We start from the raw sequence: 16,195 nt of genomic DNA on the forward strand, positions 1-16,195 counted from the left end.
AACCCGGATTGGGAGGATACATGACTACCCAGGCTCTACAGGACAGTGCGCTATTTCAGACCGGATATTTAGTCGATGGCGTATGGAAAACGCTCGATACAACATTCGATGTACTTAACCCGGCTACCGGGGCGGCGATCGCCCAGGTGGCAAAAGCAGGTAAAAAAGAGACCGAAGAGGCTATCGCCGCCGCGAGCCGTGCTTTCCCGGCCTGGCGTGCCAGAACCGCAAAAGAGCGGTCGGCCATCCTCTATCGCTGGTATGAACTCATCATTGAAAACAAGCAGTGGCTTGGCCAGCTGATGACCACCGAGCAGGGCAAACCGCTGAAAGAGGCGGAAGGGGAAGTGGAGTACGCGGCGAGCTTTATCCAGTGGTTTGCCGAGGAGGCCAAACGCGCCAACGGCGAAATCATCCCACCGGTTAAACCCGGCTCCCGCATTCTTGCCACCCGCGAACCGATTGGCGTCGTGGCGGCCATCACGCCGTGGAATTTCCCCATGGCGATGCTGACCCGCAAGCTGGGCCCGGCCCTGGCTGCTGGCTGTACCGGCGTAATAAAACCGGCCAACAACACGCCGCTGAGCGCCTTTGCGCTGCTGACGCTGGCTAAAAAAGCGGGCGTACCGGACGGCGTGCTTAACGCAGTGGCGGGCAATACCGCTGAGATAAGCGATGCGATCATGTCTAGCCCTGAGCTGCGCAAAATCTCCTTTACCGGCTCGACGGCGGTCGGCAAAACCCTGATGCGCAATGCCGCAGAAACCATGAAAAAAGTGTCGATGGAGCTGGGCGGCAACGCACCCTATATCGTCTTTGAGGATGCCGACATTGATGCTGCGGTGAAAGGAGCGATTGCCAACAAGTTTCGCAATGCGGGCCAGGTCTGCGTCAGCGTTAACCGCTTCTATATTCAGGAGTCGGTGTACGACGAGTTCGTCAGCAAACTCGCCGCCGCCGTAAACGACTTAAAAGTCGGTGATGGCCTGGAAGAGGGCACCGTTGTCGGGCCGCTGATTGAAGCTTCCGCGGTGAAAAAAGTGCGCGAGCACGTTGAGGACGCGGTTGCCAAAGGGGCGACGGTGCTGGCGGGCGGCAAGGCTCATTCCCTGGGTGGAAACTTCTGGCAGCCAACGGTACTGGGGGATTGCCATGAAGGGATGGCACTTGCCAGCGAAGAGACCTTTGGGCCCGTGGCGGCCTGCTTCCGCTTTACCTCGGAAGAGGAGGTGATCCAGCGCGCCAACAATACGCCCTATGGCCTGGCCGCCTATTTCTATACCCAGAATTTGCAGCGGGTGTTCCGCGTGTCGCAGGCCATTGAGAGCGGCATGATTGGGATTAACGAATGCGCGGTTTCTACAGAGCTTGGGCCTTTTGGCGGGGTGAAAGAGTCGGGGCTGGGTCGCGAAGGGTCAGTACTGGGACTGGAGGAGTTCCTGGAAGTGAAAACCCTGCATATCGGGGGATTATAATCGACAGGGCGGCTTAAGCCGCCCACCTGGACGGGGTGGCTGGCAATGAATATCTATACGTTTGATTTTGATGAAATCGACAGTCAGGAAGACTTCTACCGTGAATTTTCACGAGCCTTTGGCATGGGACAGGAGAGCGTGACGGATCTGGACTCCCTGTGGGACATCGTCACCAGCAGCCAGTTACCGCTACCGCTTGAAATCGAATTTATCCATTTGCCGGAAAAGCTGCGCAGGCGTTTTGGCGCGCTGATCCTGTTGTTTGATGAGGCGGAAGAGGAGCTGGAAGGGCAGATTCGCTTTAACGTACGTTAGTGCAGGCATAAAAAAGCCCCTGCGAAGCAGGGGCAAGTCGTAAATCAATACGACGAGGGTTTATTTGTACAGCTCGGCGGTCGCATGCCAGTGGTCGCCGGTGTTCAGTTCGGTAACGCGGTAGCTGCTGGCGCCCGCTTTTTCAGCTTTTGCTGCCAGTGCCTCACGGACATCCATCGGAGAACCAGCAACTGCACCTACAGAGATGCTTCCCATTGGTTGCAGGCTTTGTGCCTGATCGGCATTCACCTGATGTACAGCTGCGCTGGCACCAAATGAGAGAACGGAAGCGAAACCTGCGGCGATGATTAATTTAGTGTTCATAGTCTTTACTCCTTACAGGGCAAGCTCAACGGCGAGAAGGGTTGTGCTGCTATTTTTATGCCTGGTGCCGTTGAACAGAGATATCGGGTAGTTCGGGTCGTGCCTGGTAAAACTTATTTGTACAGCTCAGCAGTCGCATGCCAGTGGTCACCGGTACGCGCTTCGATCACGCGGTAGGAAGAGGCACCCTGCTCCTGGGCTTTTTTGTTCAGCATCTGGTTCATGTCCATCGGCGAAGTACCGATTGCACCGATTGAAACGGTACCGATAGATTCACGAGACTGAGCCTGATCGGCGTTGATTGAATCGGCGGCAAAGGCACCGAAAGAGAGAACAGACAGAATGCTTAGCGTGGCTACGGTAGTTTTGATTTTCATGATTCTTTTCCTCGTCATATTCTTTACTGGGGTCTTCGTTTCGTGACCCTCATCACAAAATCAAGTATACACTAATAACGGCAAAAATTAATACCATGCTAATTGTTTCTTGTGTAATCACGTATTAAGCAAAAGCATTTTTATAACTACAGGGAATAAAAAAACGGGGTTTAAGCGGGGGTATGGCCATTATTTTTAATTAAATTAATGGGATACGCTGCTTTGATTATTCGTGCGATTTTGCGTTTTATCATTCACTGAGTGAATGTATTTGGGCAGAAAATCGCACTATTTGTTAAATTGCAGATAACAGATTGTAGGGGTGAACGAGGCGGGAGCAGAAGATTCCCCGCCGCGACGGCAGCAGGGAAGGGGATCAGAGTTCCTGTTCGAACAGCACCAGGATGGCTTCGTAGAGATCTTTCACCGAGAAACCGTTGGCCGGGGTGGTGAAGATAGTATCGTCACCGGCGATGGTGCCGAGGATACCTTCCGCTTTACCCAGCGAGTCGAGCAGGCGGGCAATCAGTTGAGCCGCACCCGGGCTGGTGTGGATCACCACCACGGCATCGTTATAGTCGATGTCCAGCACCAGGTTCTTCAGCGGGCTCGAGGTTGTCGGCACCCCCAGTTCGGCAGGCAGACAGTAGACCATCTCCATTTTGGCGTTGCGGGTACGCACCGCGCCGAATTTGGTTAACATGCGGGAGACTTTCGACTGGTTGATGTTTTCGAAACCCTCTTCCTGCAGGGCCTGGACGATCTCACCCTGAGAACTAAATTTTTCTTCTTTAAGCAGCGCTTTGAACGCTTTAACCAATTCTTCTTGTTTAGAAGAGATTCGCATAAATCACCCGAAATATAGCGGTAGAAACAACATTATTATGCACATGGATGAATTTTTATGCAAATTATCTGCCCAATCTTAGGCTGAAATAATGTTATGAAAGGGAGTGATTTTATCAAAATTCGTTATCAAGGAACATGCCTGCGTCACGCCTCGCAAATAAGCTTAAAAGTAAATTAAATGTTATCAAATTGATGTTGTTTTGGTGGCTTGCGAGGGTGTATTGTAACCACCTCTTGATTCGTTGCTTAGTCACCGCATAACGCCCGATAGCCTTGCGGCAGATGCGAAAAGCGCGTGACCGCTAATTCTTAGAACACCACGATTGTAATTATTGATCTGCTGAATTAAGGTCGCCGCGACGGAGTAACAGAAAGTTAGCTCACCATAATAAGGAGTTTAGGATGAAAGTCGCAGTCCTCGGCGCTGCTGGCGGTATCGGCCAGGCGCTTGCCCTACTACTGAAAACTCAGCTGCCTGCAGGCTCAGAACTCTCTCTGTATGATATCGCCCCGGTAACCCCAGGTGTGGCGGTTGACCTCAGCCACATCCCTACGGCTGTCAAAATCAAAGGCTTCTCCGGTGAAGATGCTCGCCCGGCCCTCGAAGGCGCGGACGTTGTGCTGATCTCCGCAGGCGTTGCGCGTAAGCCAGGTATGGATCGTTCCGACCTGTTCAACGTGAACGCGGGTATCGTTAAGAACCTGATTCAGCAGGTAGCGACAACCTGCCCGAAAGCCTGCATCGGTATCATCACTAACCCGGTTAACACCACCGTTGCTATCGCGGCAGAAGTGCTGAAAAAAGCGGGCGTGTATGACAAGAACAAACTGTTTGGCGTGACCACGCTGGACATCATCCGCTCCAACACCTTTGTTGCGGAACTGAAAGGCAAGCAGCCAACCGAACTCGACGTGCCGGTTATCGGCGGCCACTCTGGCGTGACCATTCTGCCACTGCTGTCCCAGATCCCAGGCGTGAGCTTCACCGAGCAGGAAGTGGCTGACCTGACCAAACGTATCCAGAACGCCGGCACCGAAGTGGTGGAAGCGAAGGCGGGTGGCGGTTCTGCAACCCTGTCTATGGGCCAGGCTGCGGCACGTTTCGGTCTGTCTCTGGTACGCGCCCTGCAGGGCGAGCAAGGCGTGGTGGAATGCGCGTATGTTGAAGGTGACGGCGAGCACGCACGCTTCTTCTCTCAGCCGCTGCTGCTGGGTAAAAACGGTATCGAAGAGCGTAAATCTATCGGCACCCTGAGCGCGTTTGAACAGCAGGCGATGGCCGGCATGCTGGATACCCTGAAGAACGATATCGTTCTGGGCGAAGAGTTCGTTAACAAATAAGCGACGCTCTCCCCTCGGGGCAATAAAAAACCGGAGTCGATGCTCCGGTTTTTTATGCCTGCTGACTCAGTTGGTGGCCGGGTATTCCTGAATGGTCACCTGCAGGGTCAGTTTCTTATCATCACGCATCACTTCCACCGGGATGATTGAGCCAGGCCTGATCTCCGCCACCTGGTCCATGGTTTCCAGCGCCGACAGCGCCGGTTTACCGTTCACCGAGACGATCACATCGTTGACCTTAATGCCTGCTTCTGCCGCCGGGCCGCCGGAGGTGACTTCGTTCACCACAATCCCCTGAATCTGATCGATGCCGCCACCCTGAGCGTGCAGCGGAGCAATCTCACGCCCGCCGATGCCAATGTAGCCGCGGATCACGCGCCCGTCACGAATCAGCTTGTCCATAATCTTGTTGGCCAACTGGAACGGGATCGCGAAGCCGATACCTTCGGGAGTTTCGCCGTCGTTGCTTTTATCAAACGACAGGGTGTTGATGCCCATCAGTTCGCCCAGCGAGTTCACCAGCGCGCCGCCGGAGTTGCCGTGGTTGATGGAGGCATCGGTTTGCAGGAAGTTCTGACGTCCGGAAGGGTTCAGGCCGATACGCCCGGTGGCGCTGATAATCCCCTGGGTAATGGTCTGCCCGAGGTTATAGGGGTTACCAATCGCCAGCACCACGTCGCCGATATGCGGCGTCCGTTTACGATTGATGGGGATAACCGGCAGACCGCCCGTGGCGTTGATTTTGAGGACTGCCAGATCCGTCAGGCTGTCTGAACCAACGAGCAGGGCTTCAAAGACGCGGCCATCCTGCAGCGCAACGATGATCTGGTCGGCATCGTTGATGACATGTTTGTTGGTAATAATGTAGCCGCGTTCATCCATGATCACCCCGGAGCCCAGGGTGCGGATCTCCAGCTGGTTATGGCTTGTGCTGTTCAGCCCACGGTTATAAACGTTGACCACCGCAGGGGCGGCGCGGCGTACTGCCTGATTGTAGCTGGCAGGCGTTTCATCAGCGCTGTCGAACTGCGGCGCAGCCAGCTGATTGAACTGACGTAAAGAGGGCATTGCGGCCAGTAACAGGCCACCTACAACCAGGCCGATGGCGACCGAACGAATTAGCTTCAAAACCATGATACGGGCGTCGTTAAAGGGAGAACGCAAGCAGCATAACATGACTTATCCGGACATCACACGGGGTGATGTCCGGACAGGTACAGGCTTAACGCAGCAAGATATAGAGCGTGTCGTTGCCGCGCACGATCTGCAGGGCGATAACGGTCGGTTTAGTTTCCAGCACTTTGCGCATTTCGGCGATAGACTGCACGCGAACGCGGTTCACCCCAATAATCACATCATTCTCATGCAGACCCGCCTGTGCGGCAGGGCTGCTCTTCTCGACGCTATCAAGGGTGATGCCTTTGGTGCCGTCTTTTAACTGCCCGTCACTCAAGGTCGCCCCCTGCAGCGCCGGAGCAATCATCTCTGCGCTGGCCGATGACGAGGTGCTTTTATCCAGCGTGACCTGCAGATCCAGCGGTTTCCCGTCACGTAAAATGCCGAGCTTAACCGTGGCGCCAGGCTCGGTGGTGGCGATACGCGAGCGCAGTTCGGCAAAGCTGCTCAGCGGTTTATCGTTCAGGCTGACGATGACGTCCCCGGATTTCACGCCCGCTTTTGCAGAGCCGGAATTCGGCAGCACTTCGCTGACGAAGGCGCCGCGCTGCACGTTCAGGTTGAACGCTTTGGCGATATCGGCGCTCATTTCCGTGCCTTTAATACCCAGCAGGCCGCGCTTCACTTCGCCAAACTCAATCAGCTGCTGTGCCAGGGTACGGGCCATATTGCTGGGGATGGCAAAGCCAATCCCGACGCTGCCGCCGCCAGGGGCGAGGATCGCGGTGTTAATACCAATCAGCTCGCCGTTGAGATTCAGCAGCGCGCCGCCGGAGTTGCCCCGGTTAATGGAGGCGTCGGTCTGGATAAAGTTTTCCAGCCCTTCGAGATTCAGACCACTGCGACCCAGCGCAGAGACGATGCCGGACGTGGCGGTCTGGCCGAGGCCGAAGGGATTACCTACCGCCACCGCGAAATCACCCACGCGCAGTTTATCGGAGTCAGCAATAGCGATTTGCGTCAGGCCGGTGGGATTCTGCAGCTGCAGCAATGCGATGTCGCTCTGATCGTCACCGCCAATCAGTTTGGCGTCGAACTCCCGGCCATCGTTCATCTGCACGCTGATTTTATCGGCATGGCTGATAACGTGGTTATTGGTCAGGACATAGCCCTTGGCGGCGTCAATCACCACGCCGGAGCCCAGCCCTTCAAAAGGCTGCGCCTGGTCGGGGGCTTCGTCGCCAAAATATTTTTTCAGCTCTTCCGGAATGCGCTGGCTCTGCACGGCGGTACCTTCGACCTGCACGCTCACCACAGCGGGGAGGACCTTTTCCAGCATCGGGGCCAGGCTCGGCAGCGCGGCCTCGCCCGGAACCTGCGAAGGGAGTGCGGCGGCCAGCGGATAAGAGGCCGACAGGGATAATCCGATGCTCAATGCTAACGCGCTCAACAGCTGATTTTTCTTGTTCATTTATGCTGGCTCTCGCAACCTGGAATGAAGGAATAACGGCCCTAAAACAGTCTGATGTTATTGAATTTTAAAACGCTGAACAATGAGGTGTTTGACTAAATAATAGCTGGGGTCGGGAAGAAAGGACGGGCGCAAGGGCTGCGCCCGTAAAATTTATTTTCGATATGCGATTATTCGCGCTTTGCGCCACCGCGCAGCAGGCCGGATGCACCTTCGGAGTAGTCACGTGGCATCTGGACCGGGGCCTGATCGTTACCGGCTTCGGATTCCGCCAGACGGTTGCGGAACGGATTGTTTTCCGCGCTCATCTCCGGCAACAGGCTGCTGGAGCTTTTCGCCATGTGCTGATAAAGCTGACGGTAATCATGCGCCATGTTGTCCAGCAACTCGGCGCTCTGAGCAAAGTGGCTTACCAGCTCTTCACGATACTCTTCCAGCTCAGCTTTGTTCTTTTCCAGTTCGTACTGCAACGCCTGTTGCTGACGCAGTTTGCGATTTCCAAAACGCATGGCCACGGCGCCAATAGCGATGCCGACGACTAAACCAATTAGCGCATATTCCCAGGTCATGAACTTCTCCCGTTGTCTTGTGGTTCCGTAGGGTGTTGGCTCGGCTCCATGCCAGGGCCTGATTATGCCACTATAACCGCTATTTCCTTAGAAGTGGAATCCCGCCGCATCATCGCGTACTGTAGAACGGCCTTTTTTCGTCAACTGCGCAGTCTGACGGGTATTAATTGAAGGAATAACAATAACATCATGCAGAACCTCTCCCCAACATCGCGTTACCAACAGGCCCTGAATGAGGGCACCCATCAGCCAGATAACGTCCAGCGTGAAGCGGTAAGTCGTCTGGACAGCATCTGGCATGCACTGACAACAAAGCCGGTTGAGGCCGCGCCTGCCGGGGGGTTAAAAGCCGCATTTGGACGACTGCTGGGCAAGAAAGAGCTCCAGAGTGTGGCGCCGGTACGCGGCTTATATATGTGGGGAGGCGTCGGACGCGGCAAAACCTGGCTGATGGATCTGTTTTATCAGAGCCTGCCCGGCACGCGTAAGCAGCGCCTGCACTTTCACCGCTTTATGCTGCGGGTGCATGAGGAGCTGACGGCTCTGCAGGGGCAGAGCGATCCGCTGGATATCGTCGCCGAACGCTTTAAAGCCGAAACCGATGTGCTGTGCTTCGATGAGTTTTTTGTCTCGGACATTACCGACGCCATGCTGCTGGGCGGCTTAATGAAAGCGCTGTTTGCCCGGGGCATTACCCTGGTGGCGACGTCGAACATTCCGCCGGATGAGCTCTACCGAAACGGCCTGCAACGCGCCCGTTTCCTGCCCGCTATCGCGGCGATTAAAGAGCATTGCGACATCATGAACGTGGATGCTGGCGTCGACTACCGTCTGCGTACCCTGACCCAGGCCCATCTGTGGATTTCGCCGTTAAATGAAGAGACACAGCAGCAGATGGACAAACTGTGGCTGGCGCTGGTCGGTGCGGAACGGGGTGACGCCCCGGTGCTGGAGGTAAACCATCGTCCGCTGCAAACGCTGGGCGTCGTCAACCAGACCCTCGCCGTGTCGTTTGATACCCTCTGCGTTGATGCCCGCAGCCAGCACGACTACATTGCGCTCTCGCGCCTGTTCCATACGGTAATGCTGTTCCATGTGCCGGTGATGACCACGCTGATGGAGAGCGAAGCCCGACGCTTTATCGCGCTGGTGGATGAGTTTTACGAGCGCCACGTTAAGTTGGTGGTGAGCGCCGCCGTGCCTTTATATGAGATCTATCAGGGGGAGCGGCTGAAGTTTGAGTTCCAGCGCTGCCTGTCACGCCTGCAGGAGATGCAGAGCGAAGAGTACCTCAAGCGCGAACACATGCCCTAAAGATAGCCACCCTCTCCCCGTGGGAGAGGGGCTGGGGGTGAGGGCACCAGACCGCACTGTTCACCGTGGGAGAGGGGCCGGGAGTGAGGGCACCAGAGCGCACTTTCCACACCCCGGAAAAACCCGCGTCAAATCACAATTAGGGGTCGATCTTTACCCCTGACTTCTCTATAATCTTGCGACCCCACGTTACAAGAAGGTTTTTTTCCCAAAACTTTCTCTGCGCCGGCATAGGCTATTCGAAGGGGTAGGTTTGCTGGACAATGTCGTGTGAACCTCAACTACTAAACGTTTGGGTGTTCACCAACGTGTAACTTATTTATTTGGGTAAGCTTTTAATGAAAACTTTTACAGCTAAACCAGAAACCGTAAAACGCGACTGGTATGTTGTTGACGCGACCGGTAAAACTCTGGGCCGTCTGGCTACCGAACTGGCTCGTCGCCTGCGCGGTAAGCACAAAGCGGAATACACTCCGCACGTCGATACCGGTGATTACATCATCGTTCTGAACGCTGACAAAGTTGCTGTAACCGGCAACAAGCGTACTGACAAAGTGTACTATCACCACACCGGCCACATCGGCGGTATCAAACAAGCGACCTTTGAAGAGATGATTGCCCGCCGTCCTGAGCGTGTGATTGAAATCGCGGTTAAAGGCATGCTGCCAAAAGGCCCGCTGGGTCGTGCTATGTACCGTAAACTGAAAGTTTACGCAGGTAACGAGCACAACCACGCGGCACAGCAACCGCAAGTTCTTGACATCTAATCGGGATTATAGGCAATGGCTGAAAATCAATACTACGGCACTGGTCGCCGCAAAAGCTCCGCCGCTCGCGTGTTCATCAAACCGGGCAGTGGTAAAATCGTTATCAACCAACGTTCTCTGGAACAGTACTTCGGTCGTGAAACTGCCCGCATGGTAGTTCGTCAGCCGCTGGAACTGGTCGACATGGTTGAGAAACTGGATCTGTACATCACTGTTAAAGGTGGTGGTATCTCTGGTCAGGCTGGTGCGATCCGTCACGGTATCACCCGCGCTCTGATGGAGTACGATGAGTCCCTGCGTGGCGAACTGCGTAAAGCTGGCTTCGTTACTCGTGATGCTCGTCAGGTTGAACGTAAGAAAGTCGGTCTGCGTAAAGCACGTCGTCGTCCACAGTTCTCCAAACGTTAATTGGTTTCTGCTTCGGCAGACAACAATTTGCGAAAACCCGCCTCGGCGGGTTTTTTTATGGAGAAAGCGCAACGCCTTCCCTTGCAGACTTCCTTTCTGACCTCTTTTTCCGCATTTCCAGAATCCCCTCACCACAAAGGTCGCAAAATCTGGTAAACTATCATCCACTTTTGTGTCCAAATAACGGTGAATGCTCGATTTTTGTTCTCTTTTTGAACAGGATTAAGAATTCCCTGGGATGGGCAGTAAAACATCTGGCTGGCCTGTATGGCCGGTAGCAGTAAAAATTCTGAATATACCTGGAGGTTTTCATGGCTGTCGCTGCCAACAAACGTTCGGTAATGACGCTGTTTTCTGGTCCTACTGACATTTATAGCCATCAGGTTCGTATCGTGCTGGCCGAGAAGGGTGTCAGTTTTGAGATCGAGCATGTGGAAAAGGATAACCCGCCTCAGGATCTGATCGATCTCAACCCAAGCCAGAGCGTGCCAACGCTGGTGGATCGTGAGCTGACCCTGTGGGAATCCCGTATCATTATGGAATATCTGGATGAGCGTTTCCCGCATCCGCCGCTGATGCCGGTCTACCCGGTTGCGCGTGGGGAAAGCCGTCTGTACATGCAGCGTATCGAGAAAGACTGGTATACGCTGATGAACGTTATTGCTAACGGTTCCTCCTCAGAAGCCGATGCCGCGCGTAAACAGCTGCGTGAAGAGCTGCTGGCCATCGCACCGGTGTTCGGTCAGCGTCCATTCTTCCTGAGCGACGAGTTCAGCCTGGTAGACTGCTACCTGGCTCCGCTGCTGTGGCGTCTGCCGATTCTGGGCGTTGAGTTCAGCGGTCCGGGCGCGAAAGAGCTGAAAGGCTATATGACGCGCGTATTTGAACGCGACTCTTTCCTGGCTTCTCTGACTGAAGCTGAACGTGAAATGCGTCTCGGCCGGGGCTAATGATTGTGGAAATGTCACAGCTGTCTCCGCGCCGTCCGTATCTGCTGCGTGCCTTCTATGAATGGCTGCTGGATAACCAGCTCACGCCGCACCTGGTAGTGGATGTGACGTTACCGGGCGTGCAGGTTCCTATGGAATACGCACGTGACGGGCAAATTGTGCTGAACATCGCGCCGCGCGCGGTGGGCGGTCTTGAGCTGGCGAACGACGAAGTGCGCTTCAATGCCCGCTTCGGCGGCGTTCCGCGTCAGGTATCTGTGCCGCTGGCTGCCGTACTGGCAATCTATGCGCGTGAAAACGGCGCGGGCACCATGTTTGAGCCGGAAGCGGCTTATGATGAAGACGTTTCCAGCCTCAACGATGAAAATGGCGCAGCCGAGAGCGAAAGCGAACCGGTTATGTCGATTATCGACGGCGATAAACCCGATCACGACGATGACCCTGACGATACACCGCCGCCGCGCGGTGGGCGTCCATCGTTACGCGTTGTGAAATAAAATTTGTAAACAAAAGGGCCGAAAGGCCCTTTTTTATTTCTGCTGCCCTTGTCTACAGTTGTAGGAAAGCAGCCATTCAGTCGCTTAAAAAGAGTTTTATTAATTATCATTAGTCTGCAATCTATTTGTATGGATTATTAAACCTTCTGTTCTTTTATCAGTGTGATATATTTAATTTAATTGCATCACGATTACTCTCTTGATTTTTAGCCTGAAAACTAACCCCAACCTGGAGTGCAATTATTTCTGCACCCACAATCTATTTTTTATAAATATGTTTTTAGGTAAGGTTGAAAATTTGTTTAGATATCATAAATACTCTCTATGAGAAAATCCTGTAACCTTGTCGACACTATTTATTACAAATAGTTTATTAATAATACCCTCCATAGTGAGTCGTAATATTTCAAAAGGAAACAACCAGCTAATTAGAAAGTTGGTTGATCAAGTTAAGGAAATTTAAAAATGGCTTTTAAACTTAATTTATCCGCGCTGGGTGTATGTGCTGCTCTGCTGGTCGCTGCTCAGGCAAATGCTGCTAACGATGTAACGTTGAAAGTCTCTGGTAGCGTTGTTCCGGCTGCTTGTACTCCGACATTAAGCAACAGCGGTGAAGTGTCGTTCGGTTCTATCGCAGCAGCATCTATTCGTACCGCAACATCCGGTAACACCCTGGTACAGCTGGGTGACAAAGATATTACTATGAACGTGACCTGTGACGCGGCAGCATCAGTGGGCGTCAAATTTACGGATAACCGTTCCAGCTCTGTAGTGACCTTATCCGCAAACAAATTCCTGCCTCATCCCGTGTCTGGCTACACCAATACTGTTGAATCTGTGTTTGGCTTTGGACTGGGTAAAGCAACCAACAACGCGAACATTGGTGTGTACACCATTACTGCTGATAGCGTAAACGCCACTGTTGATGGCGCGGCGGCAAAACTGTTCTACACTGATGATAACGGCGCAAACTGGGCTACCAGTACTGCCGTTCGCCAGCGCATCGCTGGTGCTCGTATCATGTCTGTGGGCAAAGCAGACTCCGCTGTGCCAGTACTGTTTACCGAAATGTCTGTACCGATGAAAATTACTGCTGGCGTGCAGACCAGCGATATCCTGGGCTTCGATGAAATTAACTTCGACGGTAACGCTACGCTGAGCCTGGTATATCTGTAATATATAATTAAAGGCATGCGATAAATAATCCATAAAGGGAAAATGTCGCATGCCAGTTAAAATACTATGATTTTATTTTCTTCTTATTTTTTATGATTTTATTGTGGTAATTATTTTAACCTCTGGGAGTTAACACTTTCTTTCATTATTACTATTAATGAGAACATTATGAAACGTAGCGTTATTCTTTCACTGCTTATTTTATCCGGACAGGTATTTGCCTCAGGTATGTTGCCTGAAACGTCCGTATTGCTGGTTGACGCAGAAAAAGGTGAAGCCAGTATGAATGTGACAAACACCGATTCGGGTCCAGCATTGCTTTACACCACTATTGTTGATTTGCCAGAAAGCGACAAGACGGTGCGTTTAATTGCCTCGCAACCTGTGGTACGGGTAGAGGCAGGGGCGATGCAACGTGTTCGCTTTATGTTGCAGATGACAAAGCCTCTAATGCATGAAGAGCTAAAAAGGGTAACTTTTGAGGGGATTCCCCCTAAAGAGAAAAATAAACAGAGACTGGCTGTTACTGTGCGTCAGGATCTGCCGGTAATTATTCATCCTGCCGGACTCGCGCAAGATCTTGAACCATGGAAACACCTCAAGTGGAACAAACGCGGTAACGACTTAGTGGTAAGTAACCCATCGAGTTATGTGGTCCGGATGACGGCCTCTTTTACCTCTTTGCCCTCTGGCAAGCAAGGCTCATTGAAAAACACCTATTTATTGCCTCACACCAGTATGACGCTGGCGCTGCCCAATAAATCGGATACTAAAGTGGAATTTTATCCGGCCAGTCGCTATGGATACAAAGGTGAACGATATATAGCACCGTTACAGTAAGTCGTTCAGGGAAGACAAGGATGTTTAAAAGAACGCTGCTCGTGTGTGCGCTCAGTTTGATATTATCGAGGCAAGGATATGCCTCTGATACAGATCCCTCTCCGATTGAGTTTGATAGTGAAACATTAAAATCCTTAGGTATTGATCCTGGGATATCCGGTTATTTTGCCCAAAAGGCACGGTTTATGCCCGGTGAAATTTCTATAACAGTTATTGTTAACGGGGAAAATAAAGGCAATATCATTGCCTCTTTTAATCAGGACGGCGAACTCTGCTTCAGTAAGTCGTTTATTGAGCTGGCGGGTTTACGTCTTCCTGCTGATTATACAGAGGGATGTTATGACTATCTTAAGCACTTTCCAGAGACGGTACTCAATCCTGTGCCGGGCAGGGAATTGGTTGAGTTAGTAGTGTCAGCTGATAACATTGCCCACCAAAGTTTATCAGCAGCTGAATTTATTACTGACGGTTCCGCTGGTGTATTGAATTATTCGGCGATGAGTTCACGCAGCGAATATAGTGGTGACAGTGCGACCTATTCTCAGATGCAGCTTGACGGCGGTGTGAATTTCGCCGGTTGGTTATTACGTAGCCAGCAGCTCTTAAGCCATTCTCAGGGGCAGTTTAACAGTGAAAATGGGCAAACCTATTTGCAGCGTACTTTCGTAGGTTTACGCACTACCGCCATGGCGGGAGAAGTAAATATGAACAACGCGCTGCTTGAAGGGGTTGGTTTATATGGCATGACATTTACGCCAGAAGATGCGCTGGAAGCACCAGAAGGGAGAATAAAGGTCAGCGGCATAGCCAATACCAGCCAGGCGAGAGTCGAGGTTCGCCAGCAGGGGATCCTGATTCATTCCACTCTGGTTCCCGTTGGGCCGTTTACCTTAACAGATATTTCACTGCGCAATTACACCAGCGATCTGAACGTCACGGTTATCGAAAATGACGGTAATAAGCATAGCTATGCGGTTCCTTCCACGCTTTATCTTCAGCGGATGGGCAACCCGGCTGGGTTCTTTTTATCGTTGGGACGCGTCAGCGACAATTATGATGACAAACCTTTGGTAGTCAGCGCGTCAAACGGCTGGCGTTTACTGTCGGGCAGCAATATCAATGTCGGTGCGATTGTCGCCAGTGATTTTCAGGCGGTGGGGGCAAGTATTGATGCAGCCCCCCTGACGCCGCTATCGCTGGGTCTGAAGGCGAATCAATCATACGATCGCAAGCTTGCGCTGCATGGGCAGAGCTACCGCGCTGAGGCCAGCATGACGATGGCGTCCGGCTTAAGCATTACGGCGTCATCGGCTTACTACACCTCTGGCTATCGCGAGTTCTCGCAGTTTATTGATCGAAACTACACCGCGACGAAAAAGCTGGAATATTCAGTTGGACTCCAGTGGAGCAGTCCAGGCTGGGGAACTTTCAGCAGCAGTTTCTATGAGACGAAAAGTCGCCAGGATGACACTAAAACCGGTTATGTAACGGCAGGCTGGGGCGACAAGATTTTTTCTGCGTATGTCTCGGCTAACTGGCAACGTCAGCTGAATGGCAGCAGTGGCGAGGGGAAAAAAGAAGATTCGTTCTATCTCAACGTCAGTATTCCGCTGGGTAAAAGTCACGTGAATACCTATGTGCGTCATGGAGATAGTGAAACCCGGTATGGCTCAACGATGTCCGGTAATCTTGGAGACGAGACTATTTATACCCTGGGAACTGATAAGGGCAGGTATGCGCACGACAGGAGCGTAAACGCGAGCATCAGCAGCAATCTGCACTATACGCAGTTGATGCTGAACGGCAGCGTGGCAGGGCAGGATCGGCGCAGCTATACCGGCTCATTGCAGGGCGGGATTGTGGCCCACGGCGATGGCATTACGTTATCGCCTGTACCGGTACGTGAAACGTTCGGGATTGCCTCACTGGCACAGCCGCTTTCAGGGGTAAAAATTGATACGCCTCAGGGGCCAGTCTGGACGGATTCGCGCGGATATGCCGTATTGCCTGCGCTTAACGCCTGGCGGAATTCCCGTATTGAAGTGAGTACCGAAACGTTGCCTAAAAACGTCGATATCGGCAACGGTACGCACCAGCTGAAGCAGGGCCGGGGTTCTGTGGGGAAAGTCCAGTTTACTGCCGTTACCCAGCGTCGCGTCTTACTGGAAATAAGTATGGCTGATGGTAAAAAACTGCCTAAAAACCTCGCCATTACGGACGAGGACGGCAACTACCTCACCACATCCGTAGACGAGGGGGTGGTTTTCCTGAATAACGTCAACTCAAGTCAGGTGCTCCTGGCCCAGGGGGAGTCCGGCGTCTGCCGCATTAAGCTGGCGTTACCGGAAGTGGTGGAAACAGGTGTGTTCTACGAAACGGCAAAAGGAGTTTGCCTGTGAAAAAATC

Annotated in this window: 17 protein-coding genes; 11 read left to right on the plus strand and 6 right to left on the minus strand. The window is 52.7% G+C overall.

Going from position 1 to position 16,195, the window contains the following annotated elements; genetic code table 11:
* Window positions 1–20 precede the first annotated feature (20 nt).
* Both K5I40_RS10955 and K5I40_RS10960 read left to right on the plus strand, forming a co-directional pair.
* Window positions 21–1,475 carry an NAD-dependent succinate-semialdehyde dehydrogenase gene (locus K5I40_RS10955; RefSeq protein WP_223074537.1) on the plus strand — a complete coding sequence of 485 codons (1,455 nt, stop codon included), beginning with the start codon at window positions 21–23 and terminating at the stop codon, window positions 1,473–1,475.
* 45 nt (window positions 1,476–1,520) lie between these two features.
* Window positions 1,521–1,790: a barstar family protein gene (locus tag K5I40_RS10960; RefSeq protein ID WP_039031598.1), complete on the plus strand. Its 270-nt coding sequence runs from the start codon at window positions 1,521–1,523 to the stop codon at window positions 1,788–1,790.
* Between the two features lie 60 nt (window positions 1,791–1,850).
* On the opposite strand, the gene yhcN (K5I40_RS10965) is transcribed toward K5I40_RS10960, so the two are convergent.
* The 3 genes from yhcN (K5I40_RS10965) to argR form a co-directional block, all read right to left on the minus strand.
* Complete coding sequence (yhcN, locus tag K5I40_RS10965; RefSeq protein WP_039031599.1) at window positions 1,851–2,114, minus strand: peroxide/acid stress response protein YhcN; 264 nt, start codon at window positions 2,112–2,114, stop codon at window positions 1,851–1,853.
* Window positions 2,115–2,227: 113 nt separating this feature from the next.
* Window positions 2,228–2,491 carry a peroxide/acid stress response protein YhcN gene (gene yhcN / locus K5I40_RS10970; RefSeq protein ID WP_039031600.1) on the minus strand — a complete coding sequence of 88 codons (264 nt, stop codon included), beginning with the start codon at window positions 2,489–2,491 and terminating at the stop codon, window positions 2,228–2,230.
* Window positions 2,492–2,867: 376 nt separating this feature from the next.
* The gene (argR, locus tag K5I40_RS10975) at window positions 2,868–3,338 is read right to left on the minus strand and encodes a transcriptional regulator ArgR (RefSeq protein WP_032614540.1); all 471 of its coding nucleotides are present in this window, start codon (window positions 3,336–3,338) and stop codon (window positions 2,868–2,870) included.
* 404 nt (window positions 3,339–3,742) lie between these two features.
* Here argR and mdh point away from each other — a divergent pair, with 404 nt between their 5' ends.
* Window positions 3,743–4,681, plus strand: a complete 939-nt coding sequence (gene mdh, locus K5I40_RS10980) for a malate dehydrogenase (RefSeq protein WP_039031602.1) — start codon at window positions 3,743–3,745, stop codon at window positions 4,679–4,681.
* 66 nt (window positions 4,682–4,747) lie between these two features.
* On the opposite strand, the gene degS is transcribed toward mdh, so the two are convergent.
* From degS to zapG, 3 genes are all read right to left on the minus strand, one after another.
* On the minus strand, window positions 4,748–5,815 hold the full coding sequence (gene degS, locus K5I40_RS10985) for an outer membrane-stress sensor serine endopeptidase DegS (protein WP_039031831.1): 1,068 nt from the start codon (window positions 5,813–5,815) through the stop codon (window positions 4,748–4,750).
* Window positions 5,816–5,903: 88 nt separating this feature from the next.
* The gene (gene degQ / locus K5I40_RS10990; protein ID WP_039031603.1) at window positions 5,904–7,268 is read right to left on the minus strand and encodes a serine endoprotease DegQ; all 1,365 of its coding nucleotides are present in this window, start codon (window positions 7,266–7,268) and stop codon (window positions 5,904–5,906) included.
* A gap of 170 nt (window positions 7,269–7,438) precedes the next feature.
* A complete protein-coding gene (gene zapG / locus K5I40_RS10995; RefSeq protein WP_039031604.1) occupies window positions 7,439–7,837 on the minus strand; it encodes a Z-ring associated protein ZapG in 399 nt (132 codons plus the stop codon).
* A 189-nt stretch (window positions 7,838–8,026) separates the two neighbouring features.
* Here zapG and zapE point away from each other — a divergent pair, with 189 nt between their 5' ends.
* The 8 genes from zapE to K5I40_RS11035 all read left to right on the plus strand — a co-directional run bounded on the left by zapE (window position 8,027) and on the right by K5I40_RS11035 (window position 16,188).
* Entirely contained in the window at window positions 8,027–9,151 is a 1,125-nt protein-coding gene (gene zapE / locus K5I40_RS11000; RefSeq protein ID WP_223074538.1) for a cell division protein ZapE, read from the plus strand.
* Between the two features lie 338 nt (window positions 9,152–9,489).
* Window positions 9,490–9,918, plus strand: coding sequence for a 50S ribosomal protein L13 (gene rplM, locus K5I40_RS11005; RefSeq protein ID WP_024551131.1), 429 nt, complete (start codon window positions 9,490–9,492; stop codon window positions 9,916–9,918).
* A gap of 15 nt (window positions 9,919–9,933) precedes the next feature.
* Window positions 9,934–10,326, plus strand: a complete 393-nt coding sequence (rpsI, locus tag K5I40_RS11010; RefSeq protein ID WP_003025138.1) for a 30S ribosomal protein S9 — start codon at window positions 9,934–9,936, stop codon at window positions 10,324–10,326.
* Between the two features lie 311 nt (window positions 10,327–10,637).
* On the plus strand, window positions 10,638–11,276 hold the full coding sequence (gene sspA / locus K5I40_RS11015; RefSeq protein ID WP_039031606.1) for a stringent starvation protein SspA: 639 nt from the start codon (window positions 10,638–10,640) through the stop codon (window positions 11,274–11,276).
* Window positions 11,277–11,281: 5 nt separating this feature from the next.
* Window positions 11,282–11,773, plus strand: a complete 492-nt coding sequence (gene sspB / locus K5I40_RS11020) for a ClpXP protease specificity-enhancing factor (protein WP_039031832.1) — start codon at window positions 11,282–11,284, stop codon at window positions 11,771–11,773.
* Between the two features lie 465 nt (window positions 11,774–12,238).
* Window positions 12,239–12,949, plus strand: coding sequence for a DUF1120 domain-containing protein (locus K5I40_RS11025; RefSeq protein WP_039031607.1), 711 nt, complete (start codon window positions 12,239–12,241; stop codon window positions 12,947–12,949).
* 168 nt (window positions 12,950–13,117) lie between these two features.
* Complete coding sequence (locus K5I40_RS11030) at window positions 13,118–13,789, plus strand: fimbria/pilus chaperone family protein (RefSeq protein WP_039031608.1); 672 nt, start codon at window positions 13,118–13,120, stop codon at window positions 13,787–13,789.
* Window positions 13,790–13,809: 20 nt separating this feature from the next.
* Complete coding sequence (locus K5I40_RS11035) at window positions 13,810–16,188, plus strand: fimbrial biogenesis usher protein (protein ID WP_223074539.1); 2,379 nt, start codon at window positions 13,810–13,812, stop codon at window positions 16,186–16,188.
* Window positions 16,189–16,195 lie beyond the last annotated feature (7 nt).

The organism is Leclercia sp. LTM14, from assembly GCF_023736175.1.
GTDB lineage: Bacteria > Pseudomonadota > Gammaproteobacteria > Enterobacterales > Enterobacteriaceae > Enterobacter > Enterobacter barmai.

Coding starts and splice junctions, on each gene's coding strand:
- rplM (WP_024551131.1), top strand. CDS start 9,490: ATGAAAACTTTTACAGCTAAACCAGAAACCGTAAAACGCGACTGGTAT.
- sspA (WP_039031606.1), top strand. CDS start 10,638: ATGGCTGTCGCTGCCAACAAACGTTCGGTAATGACGCTGTTTTCTGGT.
- K5I40_RS10955 (WP_223074537.1), top strand. CDS start 21: ATGACTACCCAGGCTCTACAGGACAGTGCGCTATTTCAGACCGGATAT.
- K5I40_RS11025 (WP_039031607.1), top strand. CDS start 12,239: ATGGCTTTTAAACTTAATTTATCCGCGCTGGGTGTATGTGCTGCTCTG.
- degQ (WP_039031603.1), bottom strand. CDS start 7,268: ATGAACAAGAAAAATCAGCTGTTGAGCGCGTTAGCATTGAGCATCGGA.
- zapE (WP_223074538.1), top strand. CDS start 8,027: ATGCAGAACCTCTCCCCAACATCGCGTTACCAACAGGCCCTGAATGAG.
- K5I40_RS10960 (WP_039031598.1), top strand. CDS start 1,521: ATGAATATCTATACGTTTGATTTTGATGAAATCGACAGTCAGGAAGAC.
- K5I40_RS11035 (WP_223074539.1), top strand. CDS start 13,810: ATGTTTAAAAGAACGCTGCTCGTGTGTGCGCTCAGTTTGATATTATCG.
- rpsI (WP_003025138.1), top strand. CDS start 9,934: ATGGCTGAAAATCAATACTACGGCACTGGTCGCCGCAAAAGCTCCGCC.
- K5I40_RS11030 (WP_039031608.1), top strand. CDS start 13,118: ATGAAACGTAGCGTTATTCTTTCACTGCTTATTTTATCCGGACAGGTA.
- yhcN (WP_039031599.1), bottom strand. CDS start 2,114: ATGAACACTAAATTAATCATCGCCGCAGGTTTCGCTTCCGTTCTCTCA.
- argR (WP_032614540.1), bottom strand. CDS start 3,338: ATGCGAATCTCTTCTAAACAAGAAGAATTGGTTAAAGCGTTCAAAGCG.
- mdh (WP_039031602.1), top strand. CDS start 3,743: ATGAAAGTCGCAGTCCTCGGCGCTGCTGGCGGTATCGGCCAGGCGCTT.
- zapG (WP_039031604.1), bottom strand. CDS start 7,837: ATGACCTGGGAATATGCGCTAATTGGTTTAGTCGTCGGCATCGCTATT.
- degS (WP_039031831.1), bottom strand. CDS start 5,815: ATGGTTTTGAAGCTAATTCGTTCGGTCGCCATCGGCCTGGTTGTAGGT.
- yhcN (WP_039031600.1), bottom strand. CDS start 2,491: ATGAAAATCAAAACTACCGTAGCCACGCTAAGCATTCTGTCTGTTCTC.